The 14,566-nt window shown below is 33.9% G+C and carries 13 protein-coding genes; 7 read left to right on the top strand and 6 right to left on the bottom strand.

Going from position 1 to position 14,566, the window contains the following annotated elements:
• Window positions 1–18 precede the first annotated feature (18 nt).
• The 3 genes from CGEO_RS09025 to crcB are packed head-to-tail and all read left to right on the top strand — an operon-like array spanning window position 19 to window position 2,357.
• Window positions 19–1,341 (top strand): MFS transporter, encoded by a 1,323-nt coding sequence (locus CGEO_RS09025; protein WP_075493109.1) that lies wholly within the window; start codon window positions 19–21, stop codon window positions 1,339–1,341.
• Window positions 1,328–1,993 carry a lysophospholipid acyltransferase family protein gene (locus CGEO_RS09020; protein ID WP_075493110.1) on the top strand — a complete coding sequence of 222 codons (666 nt, stop codon included), beginning with the start codon at window positions 1,328–1,330 and terminating at the stop codon, window positions 1,991–1,993. The genes CGEO_RS09025 and CGEO_RS09020 overlap by 14 nt, the downstream gene beginning before the upstream one ends.
• Before the next feature lies 1 nt (window position 1,994).
• Complete coding sequence (crcB, locus tag CGEO_RS09015; RefSeq protein WP_172658136.1) at window positions 1,995–2,357, top strand: fluoride efflux transporter CrcB; 363 nt, start codon at window positions 1,995–1,997, stop codon at window positions 2,355–2,357.
• Window positions 2,358–2,383: 26 nt separating this feature from the next.
• On the opposite strand, the gene CGEO_RS09010 is transcribed toward crcB, so the two are convergent.
• On the bottom strand, window positions 2,384–2,572 hold the full coding sequence (locus CGEO_RS09010) for a YgaP family membrane protein (protein WP_075531162.1): 189 nt from the start codon (window positions 2,570–2,572) through the stop codon (window positions 2,384–2,386).
• 142 nt (window positions 2,573–2,714) lie between these two features.
• Here CGEO_RS09010 and CGEO_RS09005 point away from each other — a divergent pair, with 142 nt between their 5' ends.
• Entirely contained in the window at window positions 2,715–3,704 is a 990-nt protein-coding gene (locus CGEO_RS09005) for an SEL1-like repeat protein (RefSeq protein WP_075493113.1), read from the top strand.
• Between the two features lie 462 nt (window positions 3,705–4,166).
• On the opposite strand, the gene CGEO_RS09000 is transcribed toward CGEO_RS09005, so the two are convergent.
• From CGEO_RS09000 to CGEO_RS08985, 4 genes are all read right to left on the bottom strand, one after another.
• The gene (locus CGEO_RS09000) at window positions 4,167–5,066 is read right to left on the bottom strand and encodes a bile acid:sodium symporter family protein (protein ID WP_075540042.1); all 900 of its coding nucleotides are present in this window, start codon (window positions 5,064–5,066) and stop codon (window positions 4,167–4,169) included.
• A gap of 367 nt (window positions 5,067–5,433) precedes the next feature.
• Window positions 5,434–6,639, bottom strand: a complete 1,206-nt coding sequence (locus CGEO_RS08995; RefSeq protein ID WP_075540043.1) for a molybdopterin molybdotransferase MoeA — start codon at window positions 6,637–6,639, stop codon at window positions 5,434–5,436.
• A 9-nt stretch (window positions 6,640–6,648) separates the two neighbouring features.
• On the bottom strand, window positions 6,649–7,101 hold the full coding sequence (locus CGEO_RS08990; RefSeq protein ID WP_172658135.1) for a molybdopterin synthase catalytic subunit: 453 nt from the start codon (window positions 7,099–7,101) through the stop codon (window positions 6,649–6,651).
• Between the two features lie 3 nt (window positions 7,102–7,104).
• Window positions 7,105–7,326 carry a MoaD/ThiS family protein gene (locus CGEO_RS08985; RefSeq protein WP_075493116.1) on the bottom strand — a complete coding sequence of 74 codons (222 nt, stop codon included), beginning with the start codon at window positions 7,324–7,326 and terminating at the stop codon, window positions 7,105–7,107.
• Window positions 7,327–7,408: 82 nt separating this feature from the next.
• Between CGEO_RS08985 and nspC the strand changes: the two genes are divergently transcribed.
• Entirely contained in the window at window positions 7,409–8,545 is a 1,137-nt protein-coding gene (gene nspC, locus CGEO_RS08980; protein ID WP_075493117.1) for a carboxynorspermidine decarboxylase, read from the top strand.
• Between the two features lie 1,861 nt (window positions 8,546–10,406).
• On the opposite strand, the gene CGEO_RS08975 is transcribed toward nspC, so the two are convergent.
• A complete protein-coding gene (locus CGEO_RS08975) occupies window positions 10,407–12,923 on the bottom strand; it encodes a TonB-dependent receptor plug domain-containing protein (protein ID WP_075540044.1) in 2,517 nt (838 codons plus the stop codon).
• A gap of 731 nt (window positions 12,924–13,654) precedes the next feature.
• Between CGEO_RS08975 and CGEO_RS08970 the strand changes: the two genes are divergently transcribed.
• On the top strand, window positions 13,655–14,368 hold the full coding sequence (locus tag CGEO_RS08970) for a TorD/DmsD family molecular chaperone (protein ID WP_075493120.1): 714 nt from the start codon (window positions 13,655–13,657) through the stop codon (window positions 14,366–14,368).
• Complete coding sequence (locus tag CGEO_RS08965) at window positions 14,358–14,543, top strand: twin-arginine translocation signal domain-containing protein (RefSeq protein ID WP_075493121.1); 186 nt, start codon at window positions 14,358–14,360, stop codon at window positions 14,541–14,543. The genes CGEO_RS08970 and CGEO_RS08965 overlap by 11 nt, the downstream gene beginning before the upstream one ends.
• Window positions 14,544–14,566 lie beyond the last annotated feature (23 nt).

Here is a 14,566-nt window from a genome sequence, read left to right as displayed (position 1 = left end):
AAAAAAGGATAAATTTATATGCTAAAGACGGTTTTATCTCTATCTTTTGTCGTTGCAACGCGCTTTTTTGGGCTTTTTATACTTTTGCCAGTGATTAGCTTGTATGCTTTGAAATTTCCAGGAGCAAATGAAGTTTTAGTGGGAGTTTTGATTGGAATTTATGCGCTTATGCAGATGATTTTTCAAGTTCCTTTTGGACTTTTATCCGACAAAATAGGCAGAAAACATACGATGTTTATCGGTCTTGCGATTTTTATAGTTGGGTCGCTGATATGCGGGTTTACAAATGATATTTATATGATGATTTTTGGTAGATTTTTGCAAGGCTGTGGTGCGATTGGAGCTGTGGCAACTGCGATGATAAGCGACTTTACAAAAGAAGAAGAGCGCGGAAAAGCTATGGCTATAATGGGCGCGATGATAGGGGTTGCTTTTGCTAGTTCTATGGTTTTAAGCCCGATTCTAAGTGATAAATTTGGACTTGCTAGCCTTTTTCACATTAGCACAGCTTTAACGGTTTTATGTATAGTGCTACTTTACACAGCTGTTCCTAAAGAGGTCAAGATAAAATCTTTTCAAGAAAACGTTCCATTAAGCGAGATTTTAAGCGATAAAGACTTAAGTTTGATGAATTTAACAAACTTTTTTCAAAAGATGCTTATGACAATGGCGTTTTTAGCCATACCAATCGTGCTAGTAAATTCAATGGGATACCCTGAAAATCATCTTTATAAAGTATATAGCGTGGCGATGGTTTTTGGCTTTTTGGCTATGGGATTTGCTGGAGCTGTGGGCGAAAAACGTGGGCTTAGTAAGCAAATTTTGCTTTTAGGAATCGTTTTTTTCATACTTTCATACGCCATTTTTGCAGTTGTTGATACGAAATTTGCCTTTATGGTAGGTGTGGTGCTGTTTTTTATAGGATTTAACATGCACGAACCAATCATGCAAAGCTGCGCTTCAAAATTTGCAAAGTCTAACCAAAAAGGCGTAGTTTTGGGTGTGTTTAACTCTGCTGGGTATTTTGGAAGCTTTATAGGTGGCGTTTTTGGTGGCTTTATGATGAGTGAATTTGGCATACATGAACTTGCTATGCTTATCGCAGTTATAGGCATTATCTGGTTTTTGCTTTTGATTACGCTAACAAATCCAGCGCTGTTTAAAAATATATATTTTAGTAAAGATGAGGCTAGGGGATTAGATTTTGCTAGTTTAAACGAACAAAAAGGCTTTATTGAAAGTTATCAAAAAGGCGATGGTTTTGTAGTAAAATACAACTCGAAGCTTACAAATAAAGAGAATTTATATAAAATTTTAGGTGTCAAAAATGAACAAAATTAGAGGCGTTTTATACTTTATAATATGTGTAATTAGTATATTTTTAGTAGTTGTTTCTATGGCTATTTTTCGTAAAGCCAACCACAAATGCAGGCAAATTTGGGCTAAATTTCAAAAGCTTGTCATCGGCTATAAAGTAGAGCAAATAGGCGAATTTGACCCAGACGCCAACATCATTTTGATAAATCACAGAAGCATGCTTGATATTATTATCTTAGAAGACATTTATCCAAAAAATTTAGCGTGGGTATCGAAAAAAGAGATTGGAGAGATTTTTATCTTAGGTAAAATTTTAACTCTTCCAAAGATGATAGCTGTAGATAGGAAAAACCCTAGAAGCATCGTAAGTTTAGTAAGAGATATAAAAGATAGAGTAGATAATGGGCGCGTTATAGCGATGTTTCCAGAAGGGACAAGAGGGCGCGGCGAGAAGCTTTTGAAATTTCAAGATGGTGCAAAAGTAGCGATTCAAAAGCTAAATTTAAAGGTTCAGCCAATCGTTTTAAAAGACACTCTTAAGCTTTTAGACGCTAAAAATATATCCTTAAACTCAGGCGTTGTAAAGGTGGCTTGTTTAGATGTGATAGATACGACAAGTCCTACGTGGTATGAGGATTTAAGAAAAGATATGCAAGAAGTTTATGACAAGCTTTAAGATGTTGCTTTTAGTTGGAGTTGGTGGGTTTTTTGGCGCGATTTTAAGAGCTGTGATAACACAAATTTGTTTTAAAATTCTGCCTTACACACTTCCTTTTGGCACACTTTTTGTAAACGTTATGGGTGGATTTTTAATCGGCGTTTTTATGACGCTAAGTGATAAATTTGTGATAAATAGCGAGCTAAGAAGCCTTTTAGTAACTGGCTTTTTAGGGGCTTTAACGACATTTTCAACCTTTGCTTATGAAAATATTTTGCTTTTACAAAGTGGAAATTTTACAAGCTTTGGGTTAAATGTTATTTTAAACGTTAGCTTATCGGTGCTTGCTTGTTATGCTGGAGTTTTGATAGCAAATTTATAGTATTTTTACAAAATTTAAAGCAGAGCCTAAGAGTTAATTTTTTTAGAAGATGGGTTAAATTTAGCAAGAATTTTATAAATAGGACAAAAACCACTAACTCCAGTAACCAACGGAAAAAGCCCTATAAGAGCCCACCACGTCGGAGCTATAAGCCCGAAAATGACTAAAATCGCCAGTCCAACGCCAACTCTTAAAATTTTATCTATCCTAGACATGAATTCTCCTATGTAAGCCTTAAATGAGCGTTATTTTATCTTAATTTTACAAATAAGTAGCTTATAAATTTCACGCACTCGTTATAGTTTTTTGCTTTTGTGATAAGAATTTTATATATATGCAAAATTTTAATGATATAATATGAAAAAATCTTTTTGGAGAGTTGATTTGAAAAAAATTATAGTAGTCCTTTGCGTGTGTGTTTTGGCTATGTTTGGTTATATTTTATACTCGCGTGTAAATTTTAACGATGTTTTTAGTGACAAACTTTTATGCAGTCTTGGTAAAAGTCAGAAATGTTTTCAAATCGGACTTAAGCTACTAGAGCCAAAAGATGGTGAAAAACCGAATTTATATGAGGCGATGAATTACTTTAAAAAGGGTTGTGATAAAGGTAGCGCTACATCTTGTAACAACTTAGGCTTTATGTATCAAAATGGACTTGGAGAGACTGCCGATGCTAAAAAAGCTGAAATTTACTACGAAAAAGCGTGCGCTCAAGATGAAATTTTAGCATGTAACAACATAGCTTCGATGTATCAAAATGGGCTTGGAGTTGAACAGAATTTAACTAAAGCGGCGAAATTTTATGAGCGTTCTTGCGATAACAACAACTCGTTTGCTTGCAACAGCGTTGGCGTTTTATACCAAAATGGGCTTGGAGTTACTCAAAACTTAGCAAAAACGCATGAAGTATACTTAAAAGCTTGCAGTAACGGTGATCCACAAGGTTGTAACAACTTAGCATTTTTATATCAAAATGCGCTTGGAGTCGAGCAAAATCTTAAAGTCGCATCAGAACTTTACGCTAGCTCGTGCAATGTTGGAAACATGCTAGCTTGCAACAACTTAGCATACTTGTACCAAAACGGACTTGGAGTTGAGCAGAATTTTAAAACGGCTGTTGATTTATACGTTCATGCGTGCGATAACAAACAATCAATCGCGTGCAGTAACTTAGGCGCGATGTTTGAAGTGGGGCAAGGTGTTGGGCAAAACTTCCAAAGTGCAGCGAATTTATATAAACTCTCGTGTGATCTTGGAAACGCAAATGGTTGTAATATGCTAAATAACCTAGTAAAATACGTTAACCAGCAAAACGCAGCCGCGGCAAAAGAGTCGCAAAGATAACCACAGATAAATGCAAAGATGGTAAATAAAGCCATCTTTGTCAAACGGTTTTTGCGCTATTTTATAAATTTCTATCCAAAATTTTTAAATTTTATTAATTTTTATACTACGAAAAATTATCTAAAATAAAAATGTTTTTGTTAATAATAAAATATTTAAATAAATTTGCCACATTTGCGGCGTGAGAATTTAGCTAGTTTAGTTGCGATTTTGCATAAGATTTAGCAAATTTATGTAGGTTTTGCACAAGAAATTTAAATAAATTTAGTCATAATTGCGGTAAAAGATTTTTGTAAATTTGGCTAGAAAAGTTAAATTAATTTAGCCAAAAACAGTTTTTTAAAGTGCTAAATGCAAATATTTATAAAATTTGTCAGAAATTCTAAAATGGAAATTTAGCCTTTGATTTTACGCATATTTAAGCTTAAAAGCATAAATTTAATCAGCCATTTAGCTTTAAATTTATACCTTTTTAGAGCTCCAGTAAGATGCAAGAAGCGAGCCTGAGATGTTATGCCACACGCTAAATATCGCGCCTGGTAGCGCACTTAAAGGCGTAAAATACTTAATAGCCAAAGCAACGCTTAGCCCAGAGTTTTGCATACCGACTTCGATGCCTATAGTCCTAGCAGTTTTTTCATCAAATTTTAACGCTTTTGCCGCTATGTATCCTAGCAAATACCCACAAATGTTGTGTAAGATAACAGCTACAAATATCCAAGCGCCAACGGTTTGGATGTTTTTATGGTTAAGCGCTACGACGATAGCAACGATAAAAACAATCCCACCCATAGAGATAATTGGTAGCACGGCAGAGATTTTGCTAACAAATTTAGAAAAAAATCTGTTGATAACAACGCCTAAACCTATGGGGATTAAGATGATTTTAACAAGGCTTATAAACATATCCATAGCCGGCACATCTATCTTTTCGCCGATGTAAATCCATGTTAAAAAAGGCATTAGCCCAATCGAAAGCAGAGTCGAAGCAAAAGTCATACTAACAGAAAGCGCAACATCGCCTTTGGCAAGATATGTGATAACATTTGAGCTAGTCCCACCAGCTGCGGCGCCAACTAACATCATACCTATGGTTAGTTCGTTTGAAAAGCCAAGTATTTTTGCAAGGATAAACGCCAAAAATGGCATGATGATAAACTGAAGACAAACTCCAGCCACTAAGGCTTTTTTCTTTTTAATGACTTTATAAAAATCCTCAAATTCAAGCGTAAGTCCCATGCCAAGCATGATAAGCATTAAAAGTGGAGTGATATAACCCTTTAAACCAACAAACAAAGAGGGAACAAAAAACGCCAAAACAGTTAGTCCAACGACTGTGATAGGAAATGCTAAATTTTTCATCTAGCGATTTTATCGGATATAGTTTAAGAAAAGATTAAAATTTATAAATTTGATAAATTTGGCTTAAAATTGTAAGGTATTTGTTAAGATAAGAAACAAATTTAGCTTTTATAAAAGGAGTTGAGTCTTGATTTAAGATAATATTTATACTAGGAATTTCGCGCTAAAAAAGGTAGTTATATAGAAAAATCGCTTTTAGTTAAAATAAATTTATATAATTTTTTATAACACATCGGTTATTTTAACCAGTTTTAAGCGCTTTGTGATATGAGTTTGCCACGATAATACTACCAAATAAAACCGCTGATTTGACAAAAAGTAGTAAAAAGTTAAATTTAGCTAAATTTTTACTACTTTTTTAAACTAGTTAAACCATTTTTAAGATTTTAACCACATCACCCTTTTTATATCCATCTAACTCAAGTGGCACGATAAGCAAGGCAGCCTCGCTATTTAGGTTATTTACAATAGCGCTTGAGCCATCTTTTTTACCTTTTAAATTTGCCGTAACAACGCCGTTTTGGTTTACTTCTATGTTGCAAGCGACAAATTCTAAAAATGGCGATTTTTTCTTATAATCCTCGCTTAAAACCGCGTTTATCTCGTGGCTTTTGGAGCCAAAAAAGCTATCAAGCAAGACTCTGACATACAAAACGCACATAACCATCGCTGAGTATGGAAAACCAGGAAGCGCAAATATAAATTTATCATTAAATTTAGCTACTTTTATATGGCGACCCGGTTTGATAGCAGCGCCGTTTATGATAACTTCGCAGTTTTGGTTTAACGCGCCTTTTACAAAGTCATAGTCGCCAACGCTAACTCCACCGGTTGTGATTAAGATATCGCACCCTTGTAAGCCATTTATTATCGCTTCTTTAACTAAATTTGGCTCATCTTTTACGATAGGTAAAATCCGCGCCTCACACCCCATAAGTTTTGCCATAGATGCGATAGCAACGTGGTTTGAGCTTCTGATTTGCGCTTCGTGTTCAAGCGCTTCGCCAAGATCTTTTATCTCGCTTCCAGTGCTTAAAACGGCTATTTTTGGCTTTATAAAAACGCTTATATGATACTCGCCAAGCTCTGCTAAAAGGGCGATTTCGGAGTAGCTAAGCTTTGTTCCTTTGGTTATTAAAACTTCATCTTTTTTATAGCTTTCGCCAACTTTTCTAACGGCAAAACCGCGCTTAACTGGATTTGTTATTTTAACTACGCCATCTTTAACTAAAACGTTTTCTATAGGCACGAGCGTGTCTGAGTCTTCACACATCAAAGAGCCGGTGAAGGTTTTAATGCACTCGTTTTTTCCTAGCTTAACATTTTTTAAAGCTCCAGCAGGAACATCGCCAAGAAGTTTAAGCTCTGCGTTTTCTACGCCATCAAAATCACAAAACCTACAAGCATATCCATCCATAGCTGAAGTTTCGTGAGATGGGTAGTTTTCTTTTGCTACGATATCTGTAGCTAAAATCCGACCAAGAGCCTCTGTAAGCACGACTTTTTCAACTCTATTCCACTCGGTGGTGTGTTTTTTAAGAATTTCTAAGCTTTCTTCATATGATTGAAACATCTTGTATCCTCAGCTTAAAATTCCCGCACCAGCGAGCTTTTGCGATCTGTTTTTAGCATAAATTCTTTTGCCTTCTATCACATCATACTTCCAAATCGGAGCATTCGCCTTAAAATCCTCTACAAACTCATTTATAAGTCTTAGCGCCACTTTTCGCTGTGGGCTAACAACTCCAGCGATATATGAGCTTTCATGCACGGCTACATCGCCATTTGCGTGGGCAAAAAGAACGTAAGCGTTTTGCTTTTTTGCTTTTTGTATCCAGCCCTCAAACCAGCTTTGCAAAAGTGGCTTATGTATATCAAAGCTAAGAGCCGAAATTCCACCCTCTTCGCGTACAATTCCAGTAAAAGTTATCAAAGCCCCGCAGTTTTTATACTGATAAATTTCATACCATTTTTTATAAATTTCAACTGTATTTAAACTGCCATTATAAATTTCAATCTCTTGCTCTAAGCTCATCTTTTAACCACCACAAACAGGAGGCAAAAGTGAAATTCTATCGCCACTTTTCAAAGGCGTATCAAGAGAGCAAACTATCGTGTCGTTTACCGCTACAGCGCAAATTTCAAGCCACTCTTTTAAGCTTTCATCTTTGCTTAAAATCTCTTTTAAATTTGCTAGATTGCTAGCTTCAAGCTTTAAACTATCTTTGTTTATAGGACCTAAGAATTCGATTTCTACCATAATTTCTCCTTTAAATTTTTGCTTATTGTAGCCAAAATTTTATAAATTCTAATATAATAAAGCAAATCAAAAAGGAGCAGTAATGAATGTAAAAGATATAAAAACTCCAGCCTATGTTTGTGAAGAAGACAAGCTTGTTCGCAACCTAGAACTTCTCAAAAAAGTTGGCGAAAAAAGCGGTGCTAAGGTGCTTTGCGCGTTAAAGGGCTTTGCATTTTCCTTTGCTATGCCGTATGTAGAAAAATACCTTGATGGAGTAACTTGCTCAGGGCTTCATGAGGCGAAATTTGGCGCTGAGTTTATAAAAAATGGTGAGATTCACACATACTCTCCAGCTTTTAAAGATGAGGATTTTGATGAGATTTTAAAGCTATCAAATCATGTTGTTTTTAACAGCTTTTCTCAATGGGAAAAATACCGCCAAAAAGCTCTTGAAAGTGGCGTAGAATGCGCTCTTCGGATAAATCCACAAAGCTCATACGCGCCTATTGATATGTATAATCCATGTGCTAAATTTAGTCGTCTTGGCATAACAAAAGCAAATTTTAAGCCAGAGCTTCTTGATGGGATAACTGGACTTCATTTTCACGCACTTTGTGAAGAAAGCGCTCAAAGCTTAGAGCTTGTTTTGGCGGACTTTGAAGAGCAGTTTAAAGAGTATTTGCCTAAGATGAAGTGGGTAAATTTTGGTGGTGGACATCATATCACAAAAGAGGGTTATGATGTCAAGCTTCTTATAAATTTGGTGCGAAATTTTAAGGCAAAATACGGCGTCGAAGTCTATCTAGAGCCTGGCGAGGCGGTTGGTTGGCAAACTGGATATTTAGTTTCTAGCGTGCTTGATATCGTAGAAAACGAAGTTAAAATCGCCATTTTAGACACTTCAGCCGAAGCTCATATGCCCGATACCGTGCTTATGCCATATCGCCCAGAGGTTCGTGGCGAGAGCAAGAATGGAGCTTTTAGCTATAGATTTGGTGGAAATACCTGCTTAGCAGGCGATATCATGGGGCTTGATAGCGCAAATGCGACATATAAATTCAAGCATGAGTTAAAAGTCGGCGATAGGGTGATTTTCGAAGACCAAATTCACTACACGATAGTTAAAAATACGACATTTAATGGCATAAAACTTCCAGATTTGGTTTTGGTTGATAAAAACGGCGAAGTGCTAGCTAAAAAAGAGTTTGGCTATGAAGAGTACAGAAGGAGAAATTAAGCTTTTTAAAAGCCAAATGGTTTAAATCGAGCTTTTGGCTTTTGATTTGTGAATTTAAATTTTAGTTTATGTTAGTTTATGGTAAAAAGTAAATTTAACTATGTTTTTTTGAGTGTTAAAAAAAGCGGAATTTAATCCATTTTTAACCGCTGTTGTTTTAAATTTGTAACAATAAATAGGCAAAAAGGCTATTAAATTTGTAAATTTTGCAGTCTTTTTGGAGATTTACACTTATTTTAATGGTTAAATTTACTTAAAATTTTATAAATTCAAATCCTTGTTTAAAAGCAAATTTTTAGATAAAAAGTTTGCTAACTTAACTCTTTGATTTCATAGGTGGTTTTCTTGCTTAAAGCGTTAATCGCCTTATTTTGCGCTTATCTTATCTAAAACTACGATTTATTGCGTTAAAAATCTAGCATAAATATCACTCTTGTTTATTTACATTTCTTAAAACTCGCCTATCGCGAACGATTTTTATCACAGCTAACAAAATGCACCATCGCTTCGTACCTTTACTAGCAAATCCTCATCTTTAAACACACGCCCAAAACCCACGCAAACTAACGGCGTGCCGGTTGAGTTGGCACTGAGCATATTTTTAAGTTTTAGATTTAGTAGCTACGTTTGATTTTTCGCAACATCTTTATTTTTGGATCTGTTTTATATTCTAGTAAGTGTTTTTGCATAAAATTTAATTTTTCAAATTTGTAGTCGGGTGCTATATGCTTTGATTGGTTTTGCGCCACAACTAGCTAGCGACAACACTATAAAACCAGCAAAGAAAGAATTTGAAAATATCTTAAAAATTCGCACAATCTTTTTTTGGTTAGAAATTTATAAGTGCTGCTAAAAATGGTTTTAAATTTGCTTAAATTTGATGATATTTTGTTTAAAATTTCATAATTTTTAAGATTAAAAGGATTGATTTCGTTACTTTTGGCACATTTAGACAAAACAGCCACGCGGCTCTAAGAAAAAAGGCATTAGTTAAATTTTGAAATTTGATAGAAAAATGACTTTTGCGATTGCTATAAAAATTGGCTAAATTTCGTAGTAATTGCAAAATTTGCAACAAAGAAAGCTAAATTTAGCTTTTAAAATCTAGTCTTTAGGTTTATAAATTCAACAGCTTTTTTAGTTTAAGAAAAGTTTAAATTTAATCGCTCGTTAAATAGGTTTTTACAAAATAACATCTCAAAAGTTTATCAAAAAGCGCACCGGCTTTACACTGCAAAACTTGGTTTAAAATTTAAAAGCAGTTGTTAAATTAAAATGAAAAGATAAGTTTTTTAAGATAAAAATTTCATCACTTTTAATGGCGAGAAAAAATAACTTAAAGGTTAAAATTGATTAGATTTAACCTTTAAATTTGATTTTTTAAGTATAACTTTTATAATTTTAACTAAACTAAATTTATAGCAAAGTTAATGGTAGTTTTTTATTTGAGATGTTGATTGTATTTTACAACTATAAGCAAATTTGCTCAAATCCTATACTACAACGCTATCTAAATTCATTAACATTATACTATAAATCTAACTAAATTTATTTAAATTTTTTATGCAAAACTTATACTAAATTTGCCAAAATTTTATGTAAAATTATAACTAAATTTGTCAAAAATTCTCGGACTACAACTTTAACTAAATTCAGTAAAAATCGTGGCGTAATTTATAAAATTTGCTAAAATATCGTGTCATGGCTTTAACAAACTCTTTAAATTTTTATTATTACAATTAGCCAAATTTGCTAAAACTTTATGCATAAAACCACAAATTTATTAAAACTCAACTTTGCTAACTCTAAACGATCTAGCAAACACAAACAAAATCGCGCGCAGTTCCTAGCCTCAAATCCGCTAAAACCTAGCTCCGATTTCAACCCAAAGTTGGCGACCAGGAGCGTAAATGCTTGAGCTGTTTTCTGTATCATAGTCAAAATTCGAGCCAACATTTACCTTGCGATTTAACACATTTAAAATATCTAAATTTATAAAATACGCATCTGTTTTCCTCCCTAAAATGTCAAGCCCAAGTCGCATATCCCAGATAAAATTTGAGCCAAAATGTTTAGTTTCGTATCTGTCTATCCAGTAAGTTTTATCCAAGCCAGCGTACCTGATACCGTTATATCCTGCGTTAAATTTAAAAAAGTTGTTTATCCGCACAAGACCGAGTTTGGTTTTTAGGCTTGAGTAAGTGTTAAATCTAAGCGAGTAAGGCACGTTAAAATCCTCTCTTGCTATATCGTTTTTATGCGTTAGTTTGCCATCTAGCACGACTTTATCGCCTCGCTTTTTATCTTGTGTGGTATCTTTGTAGCTGTTATAATTTCTTTTTATTTTAGTATAGTCAAATATCAGTTCAAAGTTATGATTTACACCGATGAAATAAAACGGTTCGTTGTTTCTTAAAGCAAACGATACCACATCAGCTTCGCCTCTTCCGTTGTTGGTTAAAATTCTATGATTTGCTGTGTATTTTGGATCTGTGCTTGGATCTAAGTTTTCTACGCTTCTCCACGTTGTCATTATCCCATCTTTGTCTTTTCGCATGATGTATTTTAACTCAAAACTAAGAAAATCAAGCTCTTGAAAGTAGCGAAAACTAAGCTCATCTGTGTAAGGGGTTTTAAGGTTAGAAAAGCGGTAATTTGCTTTATAATCATCTTTTTTAATCTCCCATGGCGAGAGCTGATCTTTTCGTACAAGCTCGGTTTTTAACCACTCTTTTCCCTCATCTAGCGCATAAGAAAAGGAGTTTCTGCCATAGTATCTGTTTGCACCAAATCCTAAAAGAGAGGTTTCATCATCAAAAATATCATAAGTAAGACTTAGTCTTGGCGCGATATTTGTGTTGTTAAAGAAGGTATCTTTATCCATTCTTAGTCCAAAACGTGCGGTTAGGTTTTTAAATTTAACTTTGTCTTGAGCGTAAATTCCATACGAAGTGATGTTTTTCTTAGTTTTTCCTTTATATCTAGTAGCTTGATCAAAATACTGCCCATTTCCGATAGTATCATCATCGTATGGGTGTTCCCAGCCATCATTTATGCACAATGGATCGCCATTTTGGCAAGCTCCATGAAGCTCGCTTGCACTCCCATCGCCTATAATGCTATCTTTGTAGATAAGCGTGCCGCTTTTTTGCGATATATCGCCACCAAAACTAAATGTATGAGAGAGATTTAAAGCAAGTATCTCATCAAAAGTAGCATCAAATGAATACTCATAATTTTCTTGAGTCTGCTCTACGCTTGCAAAAGTCCCCTCTTGCGCGACTCCATCGCTTGCCCAGTTTTTAACAGCCGATGGGTGCCATGCTGCTTGATAGTTTTTGCTTCCTATGCGAGAGCTTTGCATTTTTGAGTATCCAAAGTTTTGTTCTAGCAAAACGCTATTTAGAGCGCTTTCTACCTTAACCGAGCCCATTAATCCATCGTTTTTATAATCATATATACTATCTTTCATAAACTCAGTGTGATACGTAGCGCTACTTGGCGTATAAATAAGCGTTGGGCGTATGACGTGTTGTCCAACGTACCAAACTCCAGCTAAGAAAAAGTTCTCATTTTTTCTATGCATTTTGCGAGTTTGATTAGCGTGTGCGTCGCTGAAGTATTTTGGGTCGTATTTTATAGGGATTGTCGAATAAGCTTGAGTATAACTTCCAATAATGCCAAAATTTTCAGTTACAAAGCCCTCTAAACTAGCCCTTGCAATGCTTTTTTTAAATTTGGGTTGAGCGTTTGGCGAAGTTGAGTTTTTAAATTTTTCTTCATCTTCTACGTGATAGCTAACCCAGTTGTTACTTGAGTGAGTAAGGCTAAATTTGCCAGAAAATTCGCGTTTTGGATCTCTTGTTTTTGCATTTACAACTCCACCCATAAAATTTCCATATCTAGCAGAAACATCGCTATCAAGGACTTCAATGCTACCGATTAAATCTGAATCTATCATAATGCCTTGTGAAATCGAGCCGATATCTGGCTCTTTTACGTGCGTTGTATTTTGCCCAGTTCCAAAGCGTTTGCCGCCCGGATTTAGGTCGTTGTTTACGTTAAAACCGTTTATCATAAAGTTATTTTGGTAGGTTAGAGCCCCGTTTATGCTGATATCGCTTGGGTTTATATCGCCTAAATTTTGTGAAGTTGTGCTTGTGTTTGAGAAACGAACGTTTGGATTTGATTTTAAAAGTTCGCTCATAGAGCCATTTAGCGTGGGCGAGTTTTCTATCTTTTGACGTGAGATGGTGTTAAAGTTGTTTGGCTTAGCTTTGACTACAATCTCATCTAGTTTTACAACTTCTGCGTTTAGCCCAAGTGGCATAAGTGTAAAGATAAGTAAATTTTGGCTTAAATTTAGCCTTTTTAACATCGTTTCTCCTAATTTGCAACTGAGTTGCAAATAATGCCAAAATAAAATTAAAACAAGATAAATTTAAAGATATTTATCTATTGTTTATATAAATTTTGATGATTTTTTGCGCAAAATTTTGAAATTTATGGCTAATTGATAGTTTTACTAAGATGGAATTTTTAATTTGTTTTCTAAATTTAACAGTATTTTGAAATATCTGGTTTTATAAAATTTAAAGTATTTTATAAATTTATCGTTGTATTTTATAAAATACAGTCGCGAATTTTGATAAATCAAAAAAATGTTTTAAAAAGTAAATTTTGATATAAAATTTGTATTAGAAAGTGTAAATTCGCTTTGTAAATTTTAGTAAAATTTAATATTTATTTAAGAAATAAAATAACATATAGCAAGTAAAAGATAAAAAATTTAGTAAATTTGACAAATTTATTCTTTAAGGTAAAAAACTATATTTTGCTAAATTTCGCATTATATAAAATTTTTATTAAAATTAACTATTAATATTAATATTTAATTTTAAATCTTTAGGAAAATGCCAAAATACCCATTTATCATATGTGCAACACGCAAAAGAAAAAATTAAAAAGAAATATTCAAATATAGCATATTTAAGAAAAAATTAATTATTGGAGTTAGATTTTAATTTTATAATGTAACTAAGTAATTTTGTAGTAAAGTACTAAAAGTAAAAAAATTTGAACATTAGCAAATTTTAAAAAAGGAAGATGATGATAGATAAACAAAGTGTTGAAAATGCCAGAGTTGCTTACTACTCTTTGTTTTCAAAACTATTTGTTTTTAGCTATGACAAAGATAGATTTTGTGGAGTTAAAGGCGTCATTGATATGATGTTGCAAGCGCCACTAGATGAACTTAGCGAGTTTGCTTTAAAAGAGCTAAGCATAGACTTTGAAGATGAAAATCGCGTGATAAGCGAGTATGATGCTGTATTTCACGCACCACCAAAGCCTTTAAGAACGACAATCAGTTTTTATGATGAGGGGTATGAGAGTGGAGTTGCCTGTTTAAGGGTTAAAAATTTACTAGCTAAGACTAAATTTAGAAGAGATGAGATTAAGTATAAAGATCAAGAGGATAATTTTGGCTTTTTATTTGCTTTGATGAGTGAGTTTATAACGTTACAAATAAAAGGTGAAAAAGAGTATGAAGTTTACGCAAATGAGCTTTTTACAAGCTTTATAAACCCGTTTATAGATGAGTTTTGCGATAACTTATATATACACGAAAAAAGTGAAATTTATAAAAATATCTCAAATCTTATGACAAGTTTTTTTGAATTTGAAAGAATTTACTATGGGGTTTCTGCTCCAAAAGATAGTAGAAATATCAAAGTTTCAAAAGGGCTTTCAAGATCTGAAGCAGCAAGAAGACTATCAAATAAACAGAAAAAAAGAAGTAGAGGAGCAAGAGATGGAGTCTAAAAGAAGAGATTTTCTAAAAAAAGCAGCCGTTGGCGCTGTTGGAGTCGCCGCTGTTAGCGTAAATGCATCAGCAGCTGTGCCAAAAGACAAGATTAAAAAAGATAGTGGTAAAAAAGCTGAAACGCTTTATCAAAGAACCCCACAATGGGAACTTTACTACACAAACGCAAAATAAAAATAAAATTTAAGAAAGGATAA

Origin of the sequence: Campylobacter geochelonis, from assembly GCF_013201685.1 — a bacterium.
Lineage (GTDB): Bacteria > Campylobacterota > Campylobacteria > Campylobacterales > Campylobacteraceae > Campylobacter_B > Campylobacter_B geochelonis.
This window is presented reverse-complemented; position numbering and strand designations above follow the sequence as displayed.

Excerpts from the sequence above, each read along its gene's own strand:
- CGEO_RS09025 (WP_075493109.1), top strand. The coding sequence starts at position 19 with ATGCTAAAGACGGTTTTATCTCTATCTTTTGTCGTTGCAACGCGCTTT.
- CGEO_RS09020 (WP_075493110.1), top strand. The coding sequence starts at position 1,328 with ATGAACAAAATTAGAGGCGTTTTATACTTTATAATATGTGTAATTAGT.
- crcB (WP_172658136.1), top strand. The coding sequence starts at position 1,995 with ATGTTGCTTTTAGTTGGAGTTGGTGGGTTTTTTGGCGCGATTTTAAGA.
- CGEO_RS09010 (WP_075531162.1), bottom strand. The coding sequence starts at position 2,572 with ATGTCTAGGATAGATAAAATTTTAAGAGTTGGCGTTGGACTGGCGATT.
- CGEO_RS09005 (WP_075493113.1), top strand. The coding sequence starts at position 2,715 with ATGAAAAAATCTTTTTGGAGAGTTGATTTGAAAAAAATTATAGTAGTC.
- CGEO_RS09000 (WP_075540042.1), bottom strand. The coding sequence starts at position 5,066 with ATGAAAAATTTAGCATTTCCTATCACAGTCGTTGGACTAACTGTTTTG.
- CGEO_RS08995 (WP_075540043.1), bottom strand. The coding sequence starts at position 6,639 with ATGTTTCAATCATATGAAGAAAGCTTAGAAATTCTTAAAAAACACACC.
- CGEO_RS08990 (WP_172658135.1), bottom strand. The coding sequence starts at position 7,101 with ATGAGCTTAGAGCAAGAGATTGAAATTTATAATGGCAGTTTAAATACA.
- CGEO_RS08985 (WP_075493116.1), bottom strand. The coding sequence starts at position 7,326 with ATGGTAGAAATCGAATTCTTAGGTCCTATAAACAAAGATAGTTTAAAG.
- nspC (WP_075493117.1), top strand. The coding sequence starts at position 7,409 with ATGAATGTAAAAGATATAAAAACTCCAGCCTATGTTTGTGAAGAAGAC.
- CGEO_RS08975 (WP_075540044.1), bottom strand. The coding sequence starts at position 12,923 with ATGTTAAAAAGGCTAAATTTAAGCCAAAATTTACTTATCTTTACACTT.
- CGEO_RS08970 (WP_075493120.1), top strand. The coding sequence starts at position 13,655 with ATGATAGATAAACAAAGTGTTGAAAATGCCAGAGTTGCTTACTACTCT.
- CGEO_RS08965 (WP_075493121.1), top strand. The coding sequence starts at position 14,358 with ATGGAGTCTAAAAGAAGAGATTTTCTAAAAAAAGCAGCCGTTGGCGCT.